Origin of the sequence: Microcoleus sp. B9-D4 (genome assembly GCF_036705105.1) — a bacterium.
Classification (GTDB): domain Bacteria; phylum Cyanobacteriota; class Cyanobacteriia; order Cyanobacteriales; family Microcoleaceae; genus Microcoleus.
Window position 1 is genome coordinate 1 of record NZ_JAUBTS010000026.1, and the last position, 19,948, is coordinate 19,948.

18 protein-coding genes are annotated in these 19,948 nt (G+C 47.3%); 7 read left to right on the forward strand and 11 right to left on the reverse strand.

The window, feature by feature from the left end; genetic code table 11:
* Positions 1-226 precede the first annotated feature (226 nt).
* The 3 genes from QUB24_RS16965 to rppA all read right to left on the reverse strand — a co-directional run bounded on the left by QUB24_RS16965 (position 227) and on the right by rppA (position 2,833).
* A complete protein-coding gene (locus QUB24_RS16965) occupies positions 227-778 on the reverse strand; it encodes a DUF3124 domain-containing protein (protein ID WP_333154371.1) in 552 nt (183 codons plus the stop codon).
* Positions 779-856: 78 nt separating this feature from the next.
* The gene (locus QUB24_RS16970) at positions 857-2,137 is read right to left on the reverse strand and encodes a HAMP domain-containing sensor histidine kinase (protein ID WP_333154372.1); all 1,281 of its coding nucleotides are present in this window, start codon (positions 2,135-2,137) and stop codon (positions 857-859) included.
* 9 nt (positions 2,138-2,146) lie between these two features.
* Positions 2,147-2,833 (reverse strand): two-component system response regulator RppA, encoded by a 687-nt coding sequence (rppA, locus tag QUB24_RS16975; protein WP_333154374.1) that lies wholly within the window; start codon positions 2,831-2,833, stop codon positions 2,147-2,149.
* 172 nt (positions 2,834-3,005) lie between these two features.
* On the opposite strand from rppA, the gene QUB24_RS16980 reads away from it, so the two are divergent.
* Positions 3,006-3,392, forward strand: a complete 387-nt coding sequence (locus QUB24_RS16980; RefSeq protein ID WP_333154375.1) for a hypothetical protein — start codon at positions 3,006-3,008, stop codon at positions 3,390-3,392.
* A 260-nt stretch (positions 3,393-3,652) separates the two neighbouring features.
* Here the strand turns inward: QUB24_RS16980 and QUB24_RS16985 are convergent, their stop codons facing one another.
* Both QUB24_RS16985 and QUB24_RS16990 read right to left on the reverse strand, forming a co-directional pair.
* The gene (locus QUB24_RS16985; protein WP_333154377.1) at positions 3,653-4,165 is read right to left on the reverse strand and encodes a BON domain-containing protein; all 513 of its coding nucleotides are present in this window, start codon (positions 4,163-4,165) and stop codon (positions 3,653-3,655) included.
* A complete protein-coding gene (locus QUB24_RS16990; protein ID WP_333154379.1) occupies positions 4,158-4,283 on the reverse strand; it encodes a hypothetical protein in 126 nt (41 codons plus the stop codon). Before QUB24_RS16990 ends, QUB24_RS16985 begins: the two co-directional genes overlap by 8 nt.
* A 408-nt stretch (positions 4,284-4,691) precedes the next feature.
* On the opposite strand from QUB24_RS16990, the gene QUB24_RS16995 reads away from it, so the two are divergent.
* From QUB24_RS16995 to QUB24_RS17005, 3 genes are all read left to right on the forward strand, one after another.
* Positions 4,692-7,406 carry a cation-transporting P-type ATPase gene (locus QUB24_RS16995; protein WP_333154381.1) on the forward strand — a complete coding sequence of 905 codons (2,715 nt, stop codon included), beginning with the start codon at positions 4,692-4,694 and terminating at the stop codon, positions 7,404-7,406.
* A gap of 81 nt (positions 7,407-7,487) precedes the next feature.
* Positions 7,488-8,015 carry a hypothetical protein gene (locus QUB24_RS17000; protein ID WP_333154383.1) on the forward strand — a complete coding sequence of 176 codons (528 nt, stop codon included), beginning with the start codon at positions 7,488-7,490 and terminating at the stop codon, positions 8,013-8,015.
* Positions 8,016-8,132: 117 nt separating this feature from the next.
* On the forward strand, positions 8,133-9,764 hold the full coding sequence (locus QUB24_RS17005; RefSeq protein WP_333154385.1) for a sodium:proton antiporter: 1,632 nt from the start codon (positions 8,133-8,135) through the stop codon (positions 9,762-9,764).
* Here QUB24_RS17005 and QUB24_RS17010 read toward each other — a convergent pair.
* The 4 genes from QUB24_RS17010 to QUB24_RS17025 all read right to left on the reverse strand — a co-directional run bounded on the left by QUB24_RS17010 (position 9,721) and on the right by QUB24_RS17025 (position 12,064).
* Positions 9,721-10,437 (reverse strand): TrkA family potassium uptake protein, encoded by a 717-nt coding sequence (locus QUB24_RS17010; protein ID WP_333154387.1) that lies wholly within the window; start codon positions 10,435-10,437, stop codon positions 9,721-9,723. The two genes, QUB24_RS17005 and QUB24_RS17010, sit on opposite strands and share 44 nt — an antisense overlap.
* A 209-nt stretch (positions 10,438-10,646) precedes the next feature.
* The gene (gene gatC, locus QUB24_RS17015; protein ID WP_006635952.1) at positions 10,647-10,928 is read right to left on the reverse strand and encodes an Asp-tRNA(Asn)/Glu-tRNA(Gln) amidotransferase subunit GatC; all 282 of its coding nucleotides are present in this window, start codon (positions 10,926-10,928) and stop codon (positions 10,647-10,649) included.
* A gap of 162 nt (positions 10,929-11,090) precedes the next feature.
* Positions 11,091-11,612 (reverse strand): photosystem I assembly protein Ycf3, encoded by a 522-nt coding sequence (locus tag QUB24_RS17020; RefSeq protein WP_333039118.1) that lies wholly within the window; start codon positions 11,610-11,612, stop codon positions 11,091-11,093.
* 209 nt (positions 11,613-11,821) lie between these two features.
* Positions 11,822-12,064 (reverse strand): hypothetical protein, encoded by a 243-nt coding sequence (locus QUB24_RS17025; RefSeq protein WP_333154389.1) that lies wholly within the window; start codon positions 12,062-12,064, stop codon positions 11,822-11,824.
* Positions 12,065-12,248: 184 nt separating this feature from the next.
* On the opposite strand from QUB24_RS17025, the gene QUB24_RS17030 reads away from it, so the two are divergent.
* A complete protein-coding gene (locus QUB24_RS17030; RefSeq protein WP_333154391.1) occupies positions 12,249-13,565 on the forward strand; it encodes a hypothetical protein in 1,317 nt (438 codons plus the stop codon).
* Between the two features lie 193 nt (positions 13,566-13,758).
* On the opposite strand, the gene QUB24_RS17035 is transcribed toward QUB24_RS17030, so the two are convergent.
* Together QUB24_RS17035 and QUB24_RS17040 are read right to left on the reverse strand one after the other, a co-directional pair.
* Complete coding sequence (locus QUB24_RS17035; RefSeq protein ID WP_333154393.1) at positions 13,759-14,001, reverse strand: hypothetical protein; 243 nt, start codon at positions 13,999-14,001, stop codon at positions 13,759-13,761.
* Between the two features lie 307 nt (positions 14,002-14,308).
* A complete protein-coding gene (locus QUB24_RS17040; protein ID WP_333154395.1) occupies positions 14,309-15,484 on the reverse strand; it encodes a SpoIID/LytB domain-containing protein in 1,176 nt (391 codons plus the stop codon).
* Positions 15,485-15,753: 269 nt separating this feature from the next.
* On the opposite strand from QUB24_RS17040, the gene QUB24_RS17045 reads away from it, so the two are divergent.
* Both QUB24_RS17045 and secA read left to right on the forward strand, forming a co-directional pair.
* Entirely contained in the window at positions 15,754-16,686 is a 933-nt protein-coding gene (locus QUB24_RS17045; protein ID WP_333154397.1) for a ribonuclease Z, read from the forward strand.
* 428 nt (positions 16,687-17,114) lie between these two features.
* Positions 17,115-19,931: a preprotein translocase subunit SecA gene (gene secA / locus QUB24_RS17050; protein WP_333154399.1), complete on the forward strand. Its 2,817-nt coding sequence runs from the start codon at positions 17,115-17,117 to the stop codon at positions 19,929-19,931.
* Positions 19,932-19,948 lie beyond the last annotated feature (17 nt).

A 19,948-nucleotide genomic window follows, 5' to 3' on the forward strand; every position in this document is an offset into this window, starting at 1 on the left:
TCCCGCCCGTCCTTTTTGGACGGGCGGGACGCCCATCCCACAAACTTGTGGAAGTTATTTAATTCTCATTCCTAAGCTAGAAATTGGAGTTAGGAGTCAGGAGCCAGTAGGAAACAAGTCAGAAGCAAGAAGGAAGAAGCCAGAATAAGTGTTTTTACAAATATGAGATGCTCCCATTATAAGAGTCTAAACCTACCTTGTAAAGCAATAATTTAATCCTCTAAAATCACTTCTGCATCTTGTGTTGCTTGAGAACTTTAGCGGGACTGATAAATGAAATGCCCTGAGAAGAAGAGGTACTAATCATGACAGCTTCAATGACAGGCTCATAAACCGTTTTTTCTGCAACCCACTCCACAATAAAGTTTGCACCTGATCCTCCACTTGTATCATCTGCTGCAATGAAAAAGTCTGTGGAAGCAAGCGGCTTGAGTTCTACTGGACTCTTAATGTCCTGCCTAATCAATTTCCCATCACTATCGTAGTAACGCACCGAAGTAATAATAATCGAATTTGTCAGATCCGTATTGCGGATACTGAGCGTGGCTGACAAATTCATCACATGATCCTGGCTATTGTAGTGATAAATATGTGAGTAAATAGGGACATATACGGTTTGTCCCATCACAACTTTTGTTTTATCTAACGAGACTGCTCTCAGTGAAATTTCACGTTTTATATCGGGTTGTTGTCTTTGTGAGGTAGTTTGGTCCCCACAAGAGCTCAGGACGATCGCCCCTAGCGCCCAACCAACCCAGAAATAGTGTTTCAGCTTCATCGGCATTCATCCAAATACACCACATACATTGCAGTTATGTCTAAAGCAGAGTGCACCTTCTCTCTCGTTTGAGGCGGCTTAGTGATAAGGTTTGAGCGGCAGTTCAATCTGAAACGTTGAGCCTTTACCCACTTCACTCGTCACATGAATTTTTCCATCATGGGCCTGGACAATCTGTTGGACGATCGCTAACCCCAGCCCAAAGCCTCCACTCTCCTGCGATCGCTCGGTGTCTACTCGATAGAAGCGATCGAAAATATAGGGTAAGTCCGCTTCTGGAATACCGATTCCGGTATCGATGATCTGAATGACTGCCAAATTGGAATGAATAACTAGGCGTATCTTTACAGTTCCGCCAATGGGAGTATATTTACAGGCATTGTAAAGCAAGTTTTCGACTACTTGCCGTAGCAAATCAGGATCAGCCAATAATTCAATCCGTTGTTCCGGTGATTCGCAGGTGAGTTTGATATTTTGGGCTTCTGCAAGTGTGAGAAACTGGGTTGCTAAATTGCTCAGCAACTCGTTGAGATTGATTAACTTGAGCGATTCGGGCGCAAGTCGCCCTTGATGACGAGCCAACAGCAGTAAATTATTCACCAGCGCTCCCATTGATTTTGCGCTATCTACAATGTTTTCTAAGGGAGGATGGTAACGTGTATCATCAGCCGCGATCAGCAACCCAAGCTGGGCATTAGTGAGGATGGCAGACAGGGGCGATCGCAACTCGTGAGAGGCATCGGCTGTAAAGCGCTGAAGCTGCTGATAGGCTTGCCGAATCGGTTGCATGGCCAGCCCACTGAGAAACCAACCTGTGAGGGCAATTAAGCCCAGTGTCAGCGGGACAGCGAGAGTTAGCACAATCTGAAGCTCAGTGAGCCTGTTTTGAGTTTCTGTCAGGGGAGTTGCAACCTGAAGATAACCGAGTACCCCTGTTCTACCTTCAACGGGTAATGTCACCTGACGCAGCCAGATTCCTTTTCCCAAAAGTGGATCGGTCGATCGAACTGTGAGATAACCAAAAGGCGTATTTAACTGCTGGGGAGGAGAATTCCCAAAAAAACGAACTAACCGCCCTTGTGCGTTATACCAGCGCACGTAAATCAGATCTTCAGCAAGGGGATGGGAACCACTGCCTAACAAGGAAACATGACTCAGATCGACCTGGTTCTGGTTTTGGCGAACTTCATAATGTACGCTGGCAGCCATGACTCTAGTTTTGTCATACAGCAGTCGATCGAGTGCCTCCAATTTATCTTTTACCTCAATCTGGTAAATCACCCCTGCAAACAACACGAGAATGCTTCCCATTGAGAGGGTGAACCAACGAGCCAGATTGCGACGACTTTGATTGAACACGGCTTGCCTTTACGATCGTGGCTTTTCGGGGGAAGTGAGGCGATAACCCATGCCGTAAATGCTCTCAATCCAGTCTGCAGATCCTACAGCCTGCAAGCGTTGGCGGAGTTTGCGAATTAGAACCGTAATCGCATTGCTCTCTGGTTCAGTCCCCCATTCCCACACGCCTTGTTCAATCTGATTCCGAGTCAAAACCTGTCGAGGATGACGCATAAAATACTCCAACAACTGAAACTCTCGACTGGAGAGGGAAACGGTTGCACCTTGTCGCTCAACAGTCAGAGTATCGAGGTGGAGGTGCAGATCCTCAAGGCTGAGGGTATCTCCTTGCCAAAGGGGCGATCGCCGTCTTAATGCCCGGACTCGTGCCATGAATTCAACCAAGTCGATCGGTTTCACCAGGTAATCATCTGCACCTGCGTCTAACCCGGTCACTTTTTCCGGCGTGGTGTCTCTTGCCGTGATCATCAAAATCGGCGCTGTTTTCCCTGCCGATCGATATTGACGACAGAGATTTACCCCACTGATATGTGGCAACATCCAGTCCAAAATCAACAAATCATATTCTTTTTCTGACAACAGCCACTGTGCCGTCTTTCCATCTTTTACCCCATCCACGCTATGTCCTGCTTGAGACAGCACTGTTTGAAGCGGCATCAGTTGCTTTGGGTCGTCCTCCACAAGTAAGATTCTCATATTTTTCTTTAATTGGGCATATCGAACTGAAACATTTGACGCATCGTCCTTGAGTAGGATTTCAGCAGACCGCTAACTCCACTAAAGTGCAAATATAGCAATCCTAAATCATTGGTGAATTTCTTACTCCCTCCCGTTAGTAAGGGGAGGGTTGGGGTGGGGTAAAAAATTTATGTGGCAAGTTACTAAACGTTGGCTAAAAGCATCAGGCGCAGAGTTTTGGTTGCCATTGCCGTTGGTGGCGATCGCGTTTTGGGTTGGTTCGAGTTTCCTAATGGCTCAAGAATTACAAAAACCCTTGATCGCAAATAATAAACTTCAGGCAGATACCCAGCTTAAAGCAACGGTGTCTGTCAATATATTGCTGATCAACGCGGTGATTAACCGAAAACAAGGAACAACCCAGGTTGCGGTAGAAACAGCAGAACCCATTTTGAAGCGATTGGAATTAGAATTGCTAATGACTGACCCAACCCAGATAGAGGCAGCGATCGCCCAAGAACTCCAGTTATCACGTCAAAATGTTCGCCAGTTAGTCCGTTACGAAATTGTTGAATAAGTTTATTGTTTCAATATGGCGATCGTATCCAGTAGACCTCTTGCAAAAATCCTTTTCATCAATTGATGGGACGGGCTATCCTGCCCATCCCACAAGAGTTATTTTTTTTTGTGGGACGGGCCGGATAGCCCGTCCTATTTATTTTTGCGATCGCATCCAGTCAAATAAGGTTGCCAAATCCATAGGTTTCCTGGCTGGGATCGAGCAATTCCTCAAGCGGCAAGAAGCGTCCAATACTCTTGCCGCTTGAGGATTAATAACTACTGAGTGACGATTTCGTTATTGATTGAAACATTCGCTGCTGTTTGCCGAGCAATTTGTTCTGCCAATGCTTTTTGTTCTGCCGTTTGAACGCGCCCTGTTAACACAATCGAATTATCCCGATCGTCTGCGTCCAAATCGAATGACTTGAGGGTACTATCGGAGTCTAAGGCATCTTCTACGCGATCGGCAATATCGTCAATGTCTTGATTCTGAGGCGTCTGTGCGGTCGTGGTTGCAGGCGCTGAAGTGGTTGGAACAGTCGTATTTCCCGTGGCAGTTGTGGGAGCAGAAGTAGATGGAACAGTTGTCTGCGAAGTATTAGGGGGGGTGCAAGCACCTAAACCCAAAATTGCAACAGTGCTGACGCAGATTCCTTGCACAAATAGCTTTAATAATTGCATATTCTTTGTTTGTTTTGTTTGTTGGGAAACGCCATTTTGCCGATAAACCTCAGCATGAAGTCTTTGAGCATTTGAACTCAACAAGTAAATGTACCATAGTTCATCCATCAAAAGAAATGCTTTTTATATCAATTCGGGCTGCGCCGGAATGATATAAAATCCGCGCTTCGCAAGTCTGGCGGAAAGTCGAATCAAGCTGCCAACAAATAATGCGCGCAATTTTCATTTTTTTGACCCCTCCTTCTACAGTCAACAGTCAATCGATTTTAGATTTTAGATTTTAGATTTTAGATTAAAGAATTGAAGCATTGACCCCACGGATAAATTCGGGGGGCAAGTTTCTCGGATATAGGTTTTTTATTTCTCCACCGATGAATCCGGGGGCTTGTATCCTGGATGCTTTCGGTCAACAGTCAACAGTCAACAGTCAACAGTCAACCATAAATCAAATCCAGTGAACTAAGGTTTGCAAGTCTATAAGCTATCTCAGTCGGTTCTCTTGCTAAGTATAGGAAGCAAATGTGATCCAAATGTGAGTAACAGAAATCAGTCTATCACTTTTTCCTCACATTCATCAATGACGCTAGAAACAAGACGAAATAACAGAGAAGCAGTTGGCTTGACAAGAAACGTTATGACTGCAACCAATGTAGAAAAATTAGTAGAACACTCTTGGCATCACATTTCTGTCGAGAAAGTGGCTCGGATTTTAGAGACTGACCTGGAAATAGGTCTATCTTCCGACGTGTCAGCCCAACGGCGCGAGATCCTCGGCCCCAATCAACTAACGCCTCAGAAGCCGCAAAGTGCCTGGTTGCGATTTTTTAAGCAACTGAATCAGCCGCTAATCTACATTTTGTTAGCCTCTGGCATAGTGACAGCATTTCTGAAAGAGTGGATTGATTCAGGGGTAATTTTTGGGGTTGCTTTGACGAATGCCACCATTGGTTTCGTTCAAGAGTCAAAGGCAGAGAATGCGATCGCCGCTTTAGCAAAATCTGTTGCAACTGAGGCAACCATTCTCCGCAACGGTCAAAAGCAAGTGGTTTCATCCAGCGAACTGGTTCCCGGCGATCTCGTCTTGCTGTCTTCTGGGGATAAAGTGTCTGCGGATCTGCGGCTGATCGAAGTCCGTGACTTACAAGTCGATGAGTCAGCGTTAACGGGAGAATCTGTCCCGGTTCAGAAGCAATCCCAGGCGCTAGAAGCAGACGCTGCACTGGCCGATCGCACGAACATGGCCTATACCGGAAGCCTGGTAACGTTTGGACAGGGACGCGGACTCGTCGTCAGCATTGGTGACATGACCGAGACGGGACACATCTCCCAACTCATGCAGCAAAGTACCACACTGGAAACCCCGCTGAGTCGCAAAATTGACAAATTTAGCAAAACCTTGCTCTATGTCATTTTAGGTTTGGCTGCCTTCACCTTTGCAGCAGGCATTGCCCAGAGATTTTCTTGGGTTGAGGTGTTCAAGGCATCTGTGGCGCTTGCCGTCAGCGCAATTCCGGAAGGCTTACCCGCGATTTTAACGGTGACACTGGCGATCGGGGTTTCCCAAATGGCAAAGCAGCACGCCATTATTCGCAAACTTCCAGCAATTGAGACGCTGGGCAGCACCACCGTGATTTGTTCCGACAAAACCGGAACCTTGACAGAGAATCAAATGACTGTTCAAGAAATTGATGCCGGTGGAAAGCGATATCGGGTTAGCGGTGGAGGATATGCACCAGAGGGGGAAATTTCTGTAAATGGAAATTCCGTTGATTTAACTAACGCACCTGCCTTATATGAATGCCTGCAAGCAGGACTGTTGTGCAACGATTCCCATCTAGAAGTGCAAGATGGAAACTGGACTGTAGTTGGTAGTCCAACGGAAGGGGCGCTGGTTGCGGTAGCCCAAAAAGCGGGGTTAATTACTGAGAAACTGGAGGAATCGCTTTCCCGGCTCGATACACTGCCGTTTGAATCTCAGTTTCAATACATGGCAACCTTACATGACGATCGCCCAGAACGGTTGATTTATGTCAAGGGTTCAATTGAGGCAATTCTGAAGCGGTGCCGCCAAATGCTCGATGAAGAGGGAGAGGCGAGATCCCTCGACCCCGCGCCGATCAAGCAAACCGTGGAGAGAATGGCGAAAAAAGGGTTGCGAGTTCTGGCACTTGCCAAGAAAGTTGTACCCGCTTCTCAATCTTCAATCGATCATTCCGATCTTGAGCAAGGGTTAACTTTTCTGGGTCTGCAAGGCATGATCGACCCGCCTCGCCCCGAAGCGATTCAAGCGATTCAAGCCTGTCGGTCTGCGGGAATTCAGGTCAAGATGATTACCGGCGACCATGCCAAAACAGCAGCAGCGATCGCGCACCAAATGGGACTAAATCAAACCCAAGAGGCTCCCGTTTTTACCGGTCAAGAACTCGCTCAAATGAATCAGCAGCAATTAGCCAATACTGTTGAAAAAAGCTGTGTATTTGCTCGTGTCGCACCAGAACAAAAGCTCCGCATTGTCGAAGCACTTCAGTCTAAGGGCGAGATTGTGGCGATGACTGGAGATGGGGTTAATGATGCTCCCGCCCTGAAGCAAGCTGATATTGGGGTAGCGATGGGCATCACGGGCACTGAAGTCACAAAAGAAGCCGCAGATATGATTCTGACGGATGACAACTTTGCTTCGATCGAGAAAGCAGTTGAGGAAGGGCGCACGGTTTATAAGAATCTGCTGCGGGCGATCGCCTTCATCCTGCCCGTGAATGGTGGAGAGTCCATGACCATCTTGATTGCCGTACTTTTGGCAACTCCACTACCCATTTTGCCAGTACAAATTCTCTGGCTGAATATGGTCAGTTCAGTTGCGTTGAGCTTACCGTTGGCATTTGAGCCGCCCTCTCCCGATGTCATGCAACATCCACCTCGACCTGCCAATGAACCGCTGCTGTCTCACAGGCTGACGGCTCGGATTCTGACAGTTTCGGTATTTAACTGGATTGCGATCTTTGGGATGTTTGAATGGATCGTCCAAACCACAGGCAATGAAGCTCTAGGCCGGACGATGGCAATTCAAGCATTGGTTGCGGCCGAAGCTTTTTACCTGTTAAGCATCAGTCGCTTCGTTCCGGCGATCGTCTCCAAACTACGCGGTAAAGATGAATCAGTTGGCTATGCTGTGGCGATCGGCATTGGGGCTATTTTCATTCTCCAATTCCTGTTTAGCCAATTGGGCATTATGAATCAGTTATTCAACACTGAAGCTTTGAACCCAATCCAAGGCTTAATTTGTATCGGATTCGGACTGCCCATGATTCCTTTGTCAGCTTTGCTAAAGCGTTTTGCACCTCTGAACTAAGTGGTTTTTGTGATGGGGCCATTGCCAGCGACTTTACACACTATTTACCAATTTTGTAGCGTTTAATATTGAATATTTCTCATGAATTACCAAAATCTAAAACGTGCTAGCGGCCTATTTACTAATCATCGAAACGCAGAGCAGGCGCTAGTTGAGCTAAAAAGCAGGGGCTTCCCCATGCACAAGATTTCAGTGATTGCTAAACCTTCTGACCATGATGATTTGGACTCTCTGGGAGTGCAGCAAATTTTAATCACAAGAGCAACAGGCGCACAAGTAGGCGCGATCTTAGGCAGCATAGGACTAGGTTCATTAGCGTTAATTGTTGGACTCAGCAGCCTGCTAATTCCCGGTATTGGTCAGGCATTAGCGCTGGAAAGCCTTTTAGCAACTTTCGTTGGAAGTGGGATTGCTGCAACTGCTGGCGGTCTATATGGCGCACTTCAAGGATGGTTTGTGCCAGAAGAACAAGCAAGAATTTACAACGGCAGATTTAACCAGGGAGATTATTTGATCGTCATGGAGGCAAGAGAAAATGAGATCGTGATTGCTGAACCTGTCCTTAAACGTTGGGAGATTCTGACTTGGCGTGTCTGTGATGCTACCTAAATTTAAGGTAATATAAGAAAGACAATTACCTTGCGGTTCCGCCTGCTGCAAAGTGAACCGTCTCCTGCCAGCTAAAACCGTAGTTAATCTGTCAATTTCTGTGAGGAAAACGAATTTATGACAGGAGTATCGGTGATCGAGTCGATTGTAGCGCAAGCACCTCCGTTGGGCAGCGATCCTGCTACAAATAGCCAAACTGCAGGAGTTATTTCTGAATTAGTCATCATCTTGATCATTCTGCTGCTGATAGCAACTGTTGTGGCACTCGTAACCCAACGGTTGCGAATTCCCTATGTGACGGGCTTAGTGTTAGCAGGCTTGCCCATTACGGAGGTATTGTCGCGTCGAATTGGTTTAGACCCCTCTTTAGTATTAAATCTTTTTCTACCAATTCTGATTTTTGAAGCAGCTATCAATACTGATATCAGCCGTCTCCGCAGCACCTTTAAGCCGATCGCCCTGCTGGCGGGCCCAGGCTCGATCTTTTCCTCAGCAATTATCGCTATTCTGGTTAAATTTGGGCTAGGACTAGACTGGATTCCGGCGTTGCTGATCGGAGTCATTCTGGCAAACACTGATACAGTCTCGATGATTGCGGTTTTTAAAGAGATCCGTGTGCCTTCCCGACTATCCACCATCGTGGAAGGAGAAACCCTGTTCAATGATGCGGCTGCCCTGGTTTCATTCAATTTGATTTTAGTCGTTTATGCTACAGGTTCTCTTACCCTCGTAGGAGGACTTAAGGAACTGCTCGTGGTTGCCTTGGGTGGGGGACTCGTGGGTGTCATCTTAGGTTACTTGAGTCTGCCAATATTTGTTCGATTAAATGACCCGTTGAGTAGTCTCTTGCTGACTGTTGCGCTGGCGTTAGGAACATTCCAAATCGGGCAATTTTTGGGGGTATCCGGTGCGGTGGCGGTGGTTATCGCCGGACTTATTTTTGGCAATCTGGGGCTTTCTCGCAGTACGTCAGCCTCGGATCGAATTACGCTACTCAGCTTCTGGGAGTACGCTGGTTTTGGGGTCAATACATTTATTTTTCTGCTGATCGGCATTGAGATTAACCCGCTGACGCTGTGGAGAATTTTGCCATCCATTCTGTTCGTTATTTTGGCGTATCAACTGGGACGGATTCTCTCGGTATATCTGTTGTTAGCGGCGCTGCGGTGGTTCGATCGTCCGATTCCCCTGCGCTGGCAGCACGTTCTGTTTCTGGGAAACATCAAAGGCTCACTCTCAATGGCACTGGCGCTTAGTATTCCTCTGGCATTGACAGGACGAGATAACATCATTGCGCTGGTTTTCGGTGCAGTTTTATTCTCCCTGGTAGGACAGGGATTAAGTTTACCCTGGCTAGTAAAACGGTTACAAATCAGCCGTGTTTCTGATGTAATGCAGGAAGCGGGGCAGTTACAGATTCAGTTGATTGCTTCCAAAGCGGCTCAAGATGAGCTAGATAGTTTGCTGAAATCTGGTGTGTTGCCGAAGGCAGTTCACGAAGAGTTATGGGCATCGTATCAAGCACGAGTAGCACACTCTGAGCGAGTGCTGCGCGATCTCTACAATAAACATCGGGCCGGGCAAGTACAGGGCGATCGCAGCGGGCTAGATACGATTCGACGGCGATTGCTTCTAGCAGAAAAAGGAGCAGTTAGCGATGCCCTCCGCAAGCGAATTGTCCCAGAGGATCTGGTTCATCCTTACATCAAAGATTTGGATGAGAAACTTCTAACGTTGGCCGATGACTAGCGCGAATGCCGAGGTAATCAATCATCTGGTGAACTAGCTCTGGACGGGTGACGACCAAGATGGTAGAGCCTGCTTCAAGAACAGTATTACCGTTCGGAATCTCCAGATTGGCGCAGGCATGGCATTGATAACCAATAATCAGCGAACCTTTTGGAAAACGAGGGTCTTGAGCAATTTGAGCAACGGTGTGACCTGCCACCTTGCAATCGCCTGGAACTGGCAGCTTTAGTACCTCGACTTGCCCGTGTTCAAAGTGCATCATCGACTCGATTTGGGGGTATTCAATCGCATTCGCCATTGATGCAACTGCCAAATCAATAGTGCTGATGATGTGACTGGCTCCGGCAAGTCGATAGGCTTCCAGGAATTCGCGATCGCGCATTCGCACCACAATATGGGAAATGCCATAGCTCCTAGATAGGGTGATCAGCGCTAAATTCAGTGCATCATCGCTGAGTGCTGCAACGACTGCGTTTGCTTGTTTAATTCCTGCTTCCAGAAGAACCGTTGTACTCACCGCACTGCCTTCAAATGCCATCACTCCGATTTTTTCACGAGCAAAGCGACAAGCAAGCGGGTCGGCATCGAGGATTGCAACCGTATGACCGAGTGTTAATAGCTGCTGGGCTAAACCCAGCCCCATCATTCCTGCTCCACCAATTAATACGTACATGACTATTTGTCACCCCAAGAATTAACTTTACAAATTTATCCCTATGAGTGAGATTGTTTTAGGATTCTATCAGTTTAATCGGCTTGTGGGGTGGCTTCTACCGGGCTTACTTATTACCTGTTCGACAGTTAATTTAATCGGCTTTTGGGGTAGGCATTGCTAGCCCGCCCTTCAAGAGATTTTGCTAAGTTAGGTGGGTAGCGGGAACCCTACATAATCTTAGGAACTTTAAAAAACTCCCCATCGCGATCGGGAGCTCCCTCCAAAATACTTTCTCCCTTAGCAAAAGGTTGCAAATCGTCCGATCGCATTACATTACTAACATCGATCGCCCGCGTTGTCGGCTGTACCTTACTCGTATCCAGTTCGCTCAACTGCTCGAAATAATCCAAAATACCGTTAAGTTGACCAGTAAACTGCTCTTCTTCTTCCGGCGTTAATTCCAATCTCGCTAAATTCGCTACTTTCCGAACTTCTTCTCTGTCAATCATAAAAATCGGGAATGGGGAATGGGGAATGGGGAATTGGGCATTGGGCATTGGGCATTGGGCATTGGACATAGGGAATTGGTTATTTGTTATTAGAGAAACGACTAACTACCAACTATTAACTACTAACTATGCCCCATGCCCCGTGCCCCATGCCCATCCTAGTTAAAAATACACATCAATTTGCGATCGGCCTGTCGTCTTCAGCCAATTTTGTACCTCAATGTAATTGTTTGGGGCCAAGCGAATAGCCTCCTTCCAATAATCCGCAGCTTTATCAAACAGCCCTTCCGCGCCTTCAATATTGCCAGCTTCCTTTTCCTTTTCCCCTTGATAGTGGTAAATTACAGCAATATTATTTAGTGCTTGTGGCATTCTCGGATTGAGATCCAAAGCCTCGCTGTAATATTCCAAAGCTTTATCGTGTTCGCCGTTGCTAGTATGGATCAGCCCCATATTGTACAAGACATAACTGCGATCGTAAGGATCTTCCTCCAGCTTCAGCGCTTCATGATAATTGTCCAGCGCTTCAGCGTATTCGCCATCTGCTTGAGCTGACATACCATCCCGGTAATAAGCAAAAGCTTCCTTCGCCTGCTTTTTGGCTGGCATAATCTTTAGGATGATATCAGCCATTACCGTGAAACTTTTGTCAATAAAGTTATCGTTGCGTTGAGTTCTTGGCATATGCGATTCTTTGGTTAGTGGCTAATCAGAAAAATTAGCCTGTAAAGTTTTCCTATTAATAATTGCGCCACTGTTGTAGTGGGCCGTTGTGTTGAGGGCGCTAAAAAGTTTAGTCGATCGCACCTGCGAACCTTAAAACACGCCCTTGGGTTTAACACCCGCGCAAGCTCTATCTATTTTATATAAGTCTTGCAAGACTGGCAAAAAAACTAGATTTCTTTAACATATCTCTGGCACTCTACACAAAACTTACAAAAACCCGCGCCGAAGGGAAAACTTCTGCAGGAGGGTGCAGGGGCAATCATCTCCTCTTCGATGGCTTTCCTTCTGATTGCTTTGCTAACGCCAACGGGCGATCGCACACCGTACCCTACTAACTGTACCCATAATCCCCCCTCCTTGACCCTCAGAGCAAACAAGCAAAAGCCAATGCCGAGGAGAAATTCAATCACAAAGTTTTATTAAGCTATTCGACTTCAGCCCATACTTAAAAGTTATTCGGCAAAACACTAGCAATATTTTGCCCCAAAGTCAAGGGCAGCATCAAAAAAAATCAGAAACCCGATCGGCAAAACCCGCTCGAATTCCCGCAATATATAATAAAAATAACCGGGTAATTTTCACAGAGAGAAACCTATGGCTCCGAATCCCACCATTATGCAAGCCGTCGAACAACTTGGCTACCGCGTTACGGTTGGAGACGTGGCGGCAAAAGCTGGATTAGATGTCAATTTTGCCCAGCGAGAACTGTTAAGCCTCGCCTCCGAAGCAGGCGGCAACCTGCAAGTAGCAGAATCCGGCGACATTGCCTACCTATTTCCCAAGAACTTTCGAGATATTTTGCGAAACAAATTCTTGCGCTTGCAGTTGCAGGAATGGTGGCAAAAAATCTGGCGCATTTTATTTTATCTGATTCGGATATCTTTCGGCATAGTGCTGGTAGCTTCCATCCTCTTAATTTTTGTTGCTATCACGATTTTACTCTCCAGCGGCGATAGCAATAACAGCGGCGGCGGAGGAGGAGATAGTGGCGGCGGGGGCGGCAGAGGCGGCGGCTTTTCCTTTTTTCCCTACTTCTGGAACGACTTAATATGGATATTTTACTGGAACCATGACCAACCATACTACCAGCAGCGATCGCGCTTAACTGACCAAAAACCCCAGATGAGTTTTCTAGAAGCAGTTTTCTCCTTTCTATTTGGAGACGGCAATCCCAATTACAATCTAGAAGAGCGTAAGTGGAGCGATATTGCCACTGCAATTCGCAACAGCCGAGGCGCCGTCGTCGCCGAACAAATTGCCCCATATCTAGACAATCTCGGACAAGGATACGCCCGAGAATACGAAGAATATATGTTACCGGCTCTCGCCCGTTTTGACGGCCGCCCCGAAGTCAGTCCCGAAGGGCAAATAGTCTACCATTTTCCGCAATTGCAAACCACAGCCACCGAGAGAAATTCTGAACCAGTAGCAGCTTATTTGCGAGAAATGCTGTGGCGTTTCAGCAACGCCAGTTCCGGCAAAATCATGCTCGCAGCAGGGTTAGGAGCAGTCAATCTTGTCGGTGCGTTAGTTTTGGGGAATTTATTAACTAATAATTTAATTGCAGGTGGATTTATCGGTTTTGTCAGCGCTGTTTATCCCATGATCCTGATTTATGGCGTCGGATTTCTCGCAATTCCTTTAATTCGCTACTTCTGGGTTCAGTGGAAAAATAGCCGGATAGAGGCTCGCAATCAAGAGCGTCAGCAGCGAGCAATGTTATTAAACGAACCCGATGCCAACTTGCTCAAAAAACTAGCCTACGCCCAGGAATTTGCAGCAGAAAACGTTCTCACTGGAGAAGACTTAGCTTATACCACAGAAACAGAATTAACCCAACAAGAACTAGAACAGTCAGCCAAAATAGATGCCGAATGGCAGCGCCGGATCGATCGCTCGAACAACTTGTAATACTAATGAAAAAAACAGTTCTTTGTTGTTAAGTTAGGTTGCACTCAAATCTTGAACTCTTTTCAAGAATAGGCAGGATGCCTGTTCCACAATAAAATATCTTTGTTGGGGAACGGGCTTTTAGCTCGTTGCTAATAATTTGGGAAAATATCCATCTTTATGGATGTCAAAAGTTTTTCTAATCCGAGTTTTATTAAATAAGCTTAGGGCGTTTAAAAATCAAACAATTTTGGTCATACTTCGAGTCGTGATCCAGAGCCACAAGTTCCCATCCCTCCTCCCCCAAATGGTTTACAAATTGATGCAGCGAGCCTTGTTTCCAATCTCGCTGTTCTTCACCGTTTACATATAAACTAATCAGCTTGTTTCCAAAAGGATACATATTCGCATCCACAAATAAATACTCCCACTTTTGCATAGCAATCCTTAATGTCATTAGTCATTAGTCATTAGTCATTAGTCATTAGTCATTAGTCATTAGTCATTCCCAATTCCCAATTTCCAATACTTCGGCTACGCGGTTTCTGGCCTGCCACTACGCGGTTCCTGAGCGTAGTCGAAGGGCCGTACAAGTTCCCAATTCCTTGTATTCAGGACACGGAAGTCAGAGATACAGGAATAGTTGTTTTTCCGTTCTTCCTTCTTCCTTCTTCCTTCTTCCCTCGGACTGACATCCGTTATATCCGTTACATCCGTTACATAATCCGTTGCCGAACTTCTTCCTTCTTCCCCATTCCCAGCAGTTACTGGACTGCAATTCTAGCCAAAGTAGCACCTCGGTAATAGTGCAACAAAATCTGCTGGTAGCCGTATCCTTGCCTGGCCAAATTGTATGCCCCCCACTGACTCATTCCTACAGCATGGCCGAAACCTTTGCCAGCAACTTGAAAACCAGTAGGAGCTTGGCCGCTGTTCCTTGGGTTCCCACCGCCCCCATATTGAGGAATCACGGTAAACCGGGTACTCCTCAAATTTAAAACCCGGCGTAAATCTGCGCCAGTCATGACCCTAGAACCGCCATCTCCGATTACTTTCATCTTCAAAACGCTGCCGTGAGCGGTAGTGCGTTCTGGCTTCATCGAGATCACATTGCCCACGCCAGAAATCTTACTGCTGATTTGAGCGCGAGAAAAATTTTCTTTCCATTGATAAACCGGCGCCCCTTGGTCGAAGTCAGGAACAGCACGCAGGTAAGGCAGGGGTTCCGTCCAAACATCTTCGACATTTTCAGTATGGCCCCCAGAGGCAGAGTGGAAAGCGGCTAAAATAATTTGACCGTTGTAGGCCAGAACTTGACCGGCGGTTGCATCGACTGCCGAATAAGTGCCAGAAGATTCTGTTTGCAATCCTTTGTAAACCTGCGAATACTGAGTGCTGTCCACGTCGTAAAGGTCGGTTTCGCTTTTCAGGCGCTGGTGGATAGCGTAGGAACGGGCGGCGACTGCTTGGGCTTTCAAAGCCTCTTGAGGCCAATTGCCACTCATCTCGGCGCCGAGAACGCTGTAGAGATATTGTTCGATATTGACGTAGTTGATGGCAGTCAAGCCTCCTTTTTGGGGAACTAGAAGCGTGCGTCCCCGATACCAACGATCGCCAATCCAAACATAACCGTTCCCCGTCGGCTCGATCCAAACTTGGTTGGCGGCCCAGCGACCAATTGCCACTGTTCCCGATCGAAATTGAGCTGACTGAGAACTGTTTGCCGACAGTTCGCCCAAATTGCGCCCGCTACCGTCGCGGATTGCAGCCTTAGTAGAACTGCCGACTTTTACCTGACTTGCCCCGTCTTGTACCGCAACTCGCAAGATCAGCGCGGCCTGTGCTGGGGCTACCATTGCCAGCCAAAACAACAGCGAAATCCAAAAGTAGCGTTTTTTTAATGTCGAAAAAACGGAACCAAAAAATACTCCTGACTGCATTTGAAAATTTTCCTCCTGTGCTGTATGAGTTTAAGAATTTTTAAGGGAAGGGAAGGCAAGGGAAAAAGGAAGGGGAACGGAAGAAAGAAAACGTTAGAATTGGGTTTGGCACTCTGTGCGCTTGTCGAAAATGATTTTAGCAAGTAGATGTTCCCAGGAACAGCGATTTATCCCGGTTCCTGCCTGCGACTATTTCCTGTATGTCGGATCAGCCGCACTCTGGATATATGTAACATATTTTTTAAGACTTAATTGAGGTGATTTGACTCTTGCAGATTACATTTCTCGGAACTAGCTCCGGCGTACCCACGCGATCGCGCAACGTTTCCAGCATCGCCCTCCGCTTGCCCCAGCGAGCGGAACTCTGGCTGTTTGACTGCGGCGAAGGAACTCAGCACCAGTTTCTCCGCAGCGATCTCAAAGTCAGCCAACTAAGCCGCATTTTCATCACTCACCTGCACGGCGACCATATTTTCGGCTTAATGGGTTTGCTGGCTAGCTGCGGTTTGGCGGGGAATGTCAAGCGCATCGATCTTTACGGGCCTCCGGGACTTGAAGAATATTTGCAAGCTGGCGTTCGTTATTCTCAAACTCATTTTTCTTACCCGGTTAAGGTACACAAAATTCACGAGGGAGTTATCTATGAAGATGACGAATATATTGTTAGTTGTGGCCCTTTGAAGCACCGAGTTACTGCTTTTGGTTATCGAGTAACTGAGAAAGATCGTGCGGGACATTTTGATGTAGAAAAAGCGAAGGCTGCGGGCATTCCTTCCGGGCCAATTTACGGCGAGTTAAAACAAGGAAAGACGGTAAAGTTAGAGGACGGGCGACAGTTTAAAGGTACTGATTTTTGTGGCCCGGATCAAGTCGGGCGGAAGTTTGTTTACTGTACCGACACGGTTTTTTGTGAGGGGGCGGTGGAATTGGCGAAGGATGCTGATTTGTTGGTTCATGAAGCGACTTTTGCTCATCAAGATGCTCAAATGGCCTTCGATCGCCTGCATTCAACTTCCACAATGGCGGCTCAAGTTGCTTTGATCGCTGGGGCTAAACAGTTGATTATGACGCATTTTAGCCCGCGTTATGCTCCGGGGAATGCGATCGTCCTGGATGATTTGCTGAAGGAAGCGCAGGCAATTTTTCCGAATACGAAAATGGCCTATGACTTTTTGACTTACGAAGTGCCCAGACCTGTTTAAAACTAGGGTTAATGTGGCGTGAGATGTGAGTGCCTTTTCAATAATGGCGATCGGGGCGGGCTCTTCGGCCCAACCCCTACTCCCCACAAAAACATTAATCTATTGTGGAACAGGCCGGAAAGCCTATTGCTGAAATTAATCCAACAAAAACATTAATCTCTTGTGGAACAGGCCGGAAAGCCTGTTACGCCCTGCAATTGTCAATAAGCACATATACCTGAGCTGCGCTCGCTACCAACCTTCACCAACTTCAATCTAAAATCTAAAATCTAAAATCCAAAATCGGTCGATCGCCCCCAAAGACGCCTTCGACGGCCCAGGAGAGCCAATGGTTGCTACAATCGGGGAGGGTATATGTTGTGGCTAACACTACAGCCCCTAACCCTGAAAGCTAATAGCTAAATTATTAAAAATCTGCCTCTCCTGCCATGTTTAAAAATCTGCTAGGCGATCCCAACGCGCGCAAACTTAGAAAATTTCAGCCTTGGGTAGCTGATATCAATATTTTGGAAGAAGACATCCGCGCACTCTCAGACGACGGCCTCAGAGGCAAAACGGCGGAGTTTCAAGAACGTCTGGCAAAAGCTAAATCTCTCAACGAAGAGAAAGAGATCCTAGACGAAATCTTGCCAGAGGCTTTTGCAGTGGTGCGGGAAGCGGGACAACGGGTTTTAGGAATGCGCCACTTTGATGTCCAACTCCTCGGAGGCATTATCCTGCACAAAGGTCAAATTGCCGAAATGAAAACCGGTGAAGGCAAAACTTTGGTGGCGACGCTGCCGGCTTACCTCAACGCCCTCAACGGTAAAGGCGTACACATCATCACCGTCAACGATTATCTGGCAAGACGGGACGCGGAATGGATGGGACAGGTACACCGCTTCCTGGGATTGACTGTGGGACTGATTCAGCAGGGCATGGATCAGGTGGAACGCAAGAAAAATTATAGCTGCGATATTACCTACGCCACTAACAGCGAAGTCGGGTTTGATTATTTGCGCGACAACATGGCTACTGTCATGGAAGATGTAGTGCAGCGTCCTTTTAATTTCTGCGTGATTGACGAGGTTGACTCGGTGCTGATTGATGAAGCACGGACGCCTTTAATTATTTCCGGCCAGGTGGAACGCCCCAGTGAGAAGTATATCCGGGCGGCTGAGGTGGCTGCTGCTCTGAGAAAGGAAAATGAAGAACATTACGAGGTTGACGAAAAGGCGCGGAATGTGCTATTGACCGATGAAGGCTTTGGTGAAGCTGAGCGGTTGTTGGGTGTTACGGATTTGTACGACCCGGCTGACCCTTGGGCGCATTACATTTTTAATGCGATTAAGGCCAAGGAATTGTTTATTAAGGATATTAACTACATCGTCACTCCCGATCGCGAAGTCGTGATTGTGGATGAGTTTACGGGGCGGGTGATGCCGGGACGGCGCTGGAGTGACGGTTTGCACCAGGCGATCGAAGCCAAGGAACGGGCGGAAATTCAGCCGGAAACTCAGACGCTGGCGACGATTACTTATCAGAATTTCTTTTTGCTTTATCCGAAGCTGTCGGGGATGACTGGGACGGCGAAGACTGAGGAGACCGAGTTTGAGAAGATTTACAAACTGGAAGTGACGCTGATTCCCACTAACCGGATTACCAGCCGTACTGACCTTTCGGATATGGTTTACAAGGCGGAGGCTGGGAAGTGGAATGCGATCGCCCAAGAATGCGCGGAAATGCACGATATCGGTCGGCCGGTGCTGGTGGGTACTACGAGTGTGGAAAAGTCGGAGTTGCTGTCGCGACTGCTGCAGGAACGGAAAATCCCTCACAATTTGCTTAATGCTAAACCGGAAAATGTGGAGCGGGAATCAGAAATTATTGCTCAAGCCGGACGCAAGGGTGCTGTGACGATCGCGACCAACATGGCGGGACGCGGTACTGATATTATTTTGGGCGGTAATTCTGAGTACATGGGCCGCCTGAAGTTGCGCGAGTATCTTATGCCCCGGATCGTGCAACCCGAAGATGAGGACGGGTTTTCGCTGGTGCAAGTGCCCGGTATTGGCGGCCGCCCCGCAGCTCAAGGTTTTGGTCAAACTGCCAAAAAGGTTAAGTCTTGGAAAGCTTCGGCGCAGATTTTCCCGACGCAGCTATCGAAAGATGCCGAGCAAATGCTCAAAGCGGCGGTGGAATTGGCGGTGAAAGAGTACGGCGAGCGATCGCTCTCGGAATTGCAAGCCGATGATATCGTGGCTATAGCTTCGGAAAAAGCGCCGACAAAAGACCCGGTAATTCAAAAATTGCGGGAAGCTTACAATTTAACTCGCAAGGAGTACGATGCTTTTACCAGCACCGAACACGATGAAGTCGTGCAGTTGGGAGGCTTGCACGTCATCGGTACTGAACGCCACGAATCGCGCCGGATCGACAATCAGTTGCGCGGCCGGGCGGGACGCCAAGGAGACCCGGGTTCTACGCGGTTTTTCTTGAGTTTGGAAGACAATTTGCTCAGGATTTTCGGCGGCGAACGGGTGGCCGGTTTGATGAAGGCTTTTGGTGTTGAGGAAGATATGCCGATCGAATCTGGAATGCTGACTCGTTCCCTCGAAGGCGCTCAGAAAAAAGTCGAAACATACTATTACGATATCCGCAAGCAGGTATTTGAATACGACGAAGTGATGAACAATCAGCGTCGAGCAATCTATGCGGAACGTCGCCGAGTATTGGAAGGTTTGGACTCCAAAGAACAGGTAATTAAGTATGCCGAACAGACGATGGACGACATCGTGGGAGCATACATCAATCCCGATTTACCTTCGGAAGAATGGGAACTCGACAAACTTGTGAGCAAGGTGAAAGAATTTGTTTATCTGCTGGCTGACATGACACCGGATCAGCTAGAAGATTTGTCGGTTGAGGAAATTAAAACATTCCTGCACGAACAAGTCCGCAATGCTTACGACATGAAAGAATCGGAAGTTAATGCAATCCGAGCTGAATTGATGCGAGATGCGGAACGGTTCTTTATTTTGCAGCAAATTGATACTTTGTGGCGGGAACACTTGCAACAAATGGATGCTTTGCGCGAGTCTGTAGGGCTGCGTGGTTACGGCCAGAAAGACCCGTTAATCGAGTACAAAACTGAAGGTTACGAGCTGTTTTTGGACATGATGACGGATATCCGCCGCAATGTGGTTTATTCGCTGTTCCAGTTCCAGCCGCAGCCGGCAATGCAAGTTTCGCCAGAGATGGTTTGAAAATAGTTAACAGTTGA

Bases quoted from the DNA above. Each gene is read 5' to 3' on its own strand.
- QUB24_RS16965 (WP_333154371.1), bottom strand. From the start codon at position 778: ATGAAGCTGAAACACTATTTCTGGGTTGGTTGGGCGCTAGGGGCGATC.
- rppA (WP_333154374.1), bottom strand. From the start codon at position 2,833: ATGAGAATCTTACTTGTGGAGGACGACCCAAAGCAACTGATGCCGCTT.
- QUB24_RS16980 (WP_333154375.1), top strand. From the start codon at position 3,006: ATGTGGCAAGTTACTAAACGTTGGCTAAAAGCATCAGGCGCAGAGTTT.
- QUB24_RS16985 (WP_333154377.1), bottom strand. From the start codon at position 4,165: ATGGATGAACTATGGTACATTTACTTGTTGAGTTCAAATGCTCAAAGA.
- QUB24_RS16990 (WP_333154379.1), bottom strand. From the start codon at position 4,283: ATGAAAATTGCGCGCATTATTTGTTGGCAGCTTGATTCGACTTTCCGC.
- QUB24_RS16995 (WP_333154381.1), top strand. From the start codon at position 4,692: ATGACTGCAACCAATGTAGAAAAATTAGTAGAACACTCTTGGCATCAC.
- QUB24_RS17000 (WP_333154383.1), top strand. From the start codon at position 7,488: ATGAATTACCAAAATCTAAAACGTGCTAGCGGCCTATTTACTAATCAT.
- QUB24_RS17005 (WP_333154385.1), top strand. From the start codon at position 8,133: ATGACAGGAGTATCGGTGATCGAGTCGATTGTAGCGCAAGCACCTCCG.
- QUB24_RS17010 (WP_333154387.1), bottom strand. From the start codon at position 10,437: ATGTACGTATTAATTGGTGGAGCAGGAATGATGGGGCTGGGTTTAGCC.
- gatC (WP_006635952.1), bottom strand. From the start codon at position 10,928: ATGATTGACAGAGAAGAAGTTCGGAAAGTAGCGAATTTAGCGAGATTG.
- QUB24_RS17020 (WP_333039118.1), bottom strand. From the start codon at position 11,612: ATGCCAAGAACTCAACGCAACGATAACTTTATTGACAAAAGTTTCACG.
- QUB24_RS17030 (WP_333154391.1), top strand. From the start codon at position 12,249: ATGGCTCCGAATCCCACCATTATGCAAGCCGTCGAACAACTTGGCTAC.
- QUB24_RS17035 (WP_333154393.1), bottom strand. From the start codon at position 14,001: ATGACATTAAGGATTGCTATGCAAAAGTGGGAGTATTTATTTGTGGAT.
- QUB24_RS17040 (WP_333154395.1), bottom strand. From the start codon at position 15,484: ATGCAGTCAGGAGTATTTTTTGGTTCCGTTTTTTCGACATTAAAAAAA.
- secA (WP_333154399.1), top strand. From the start codon at position 17,115: ATGTTTAAAAATCTGCTAGGCGATCCCAACGCGCGCAAACTTAGAAAA.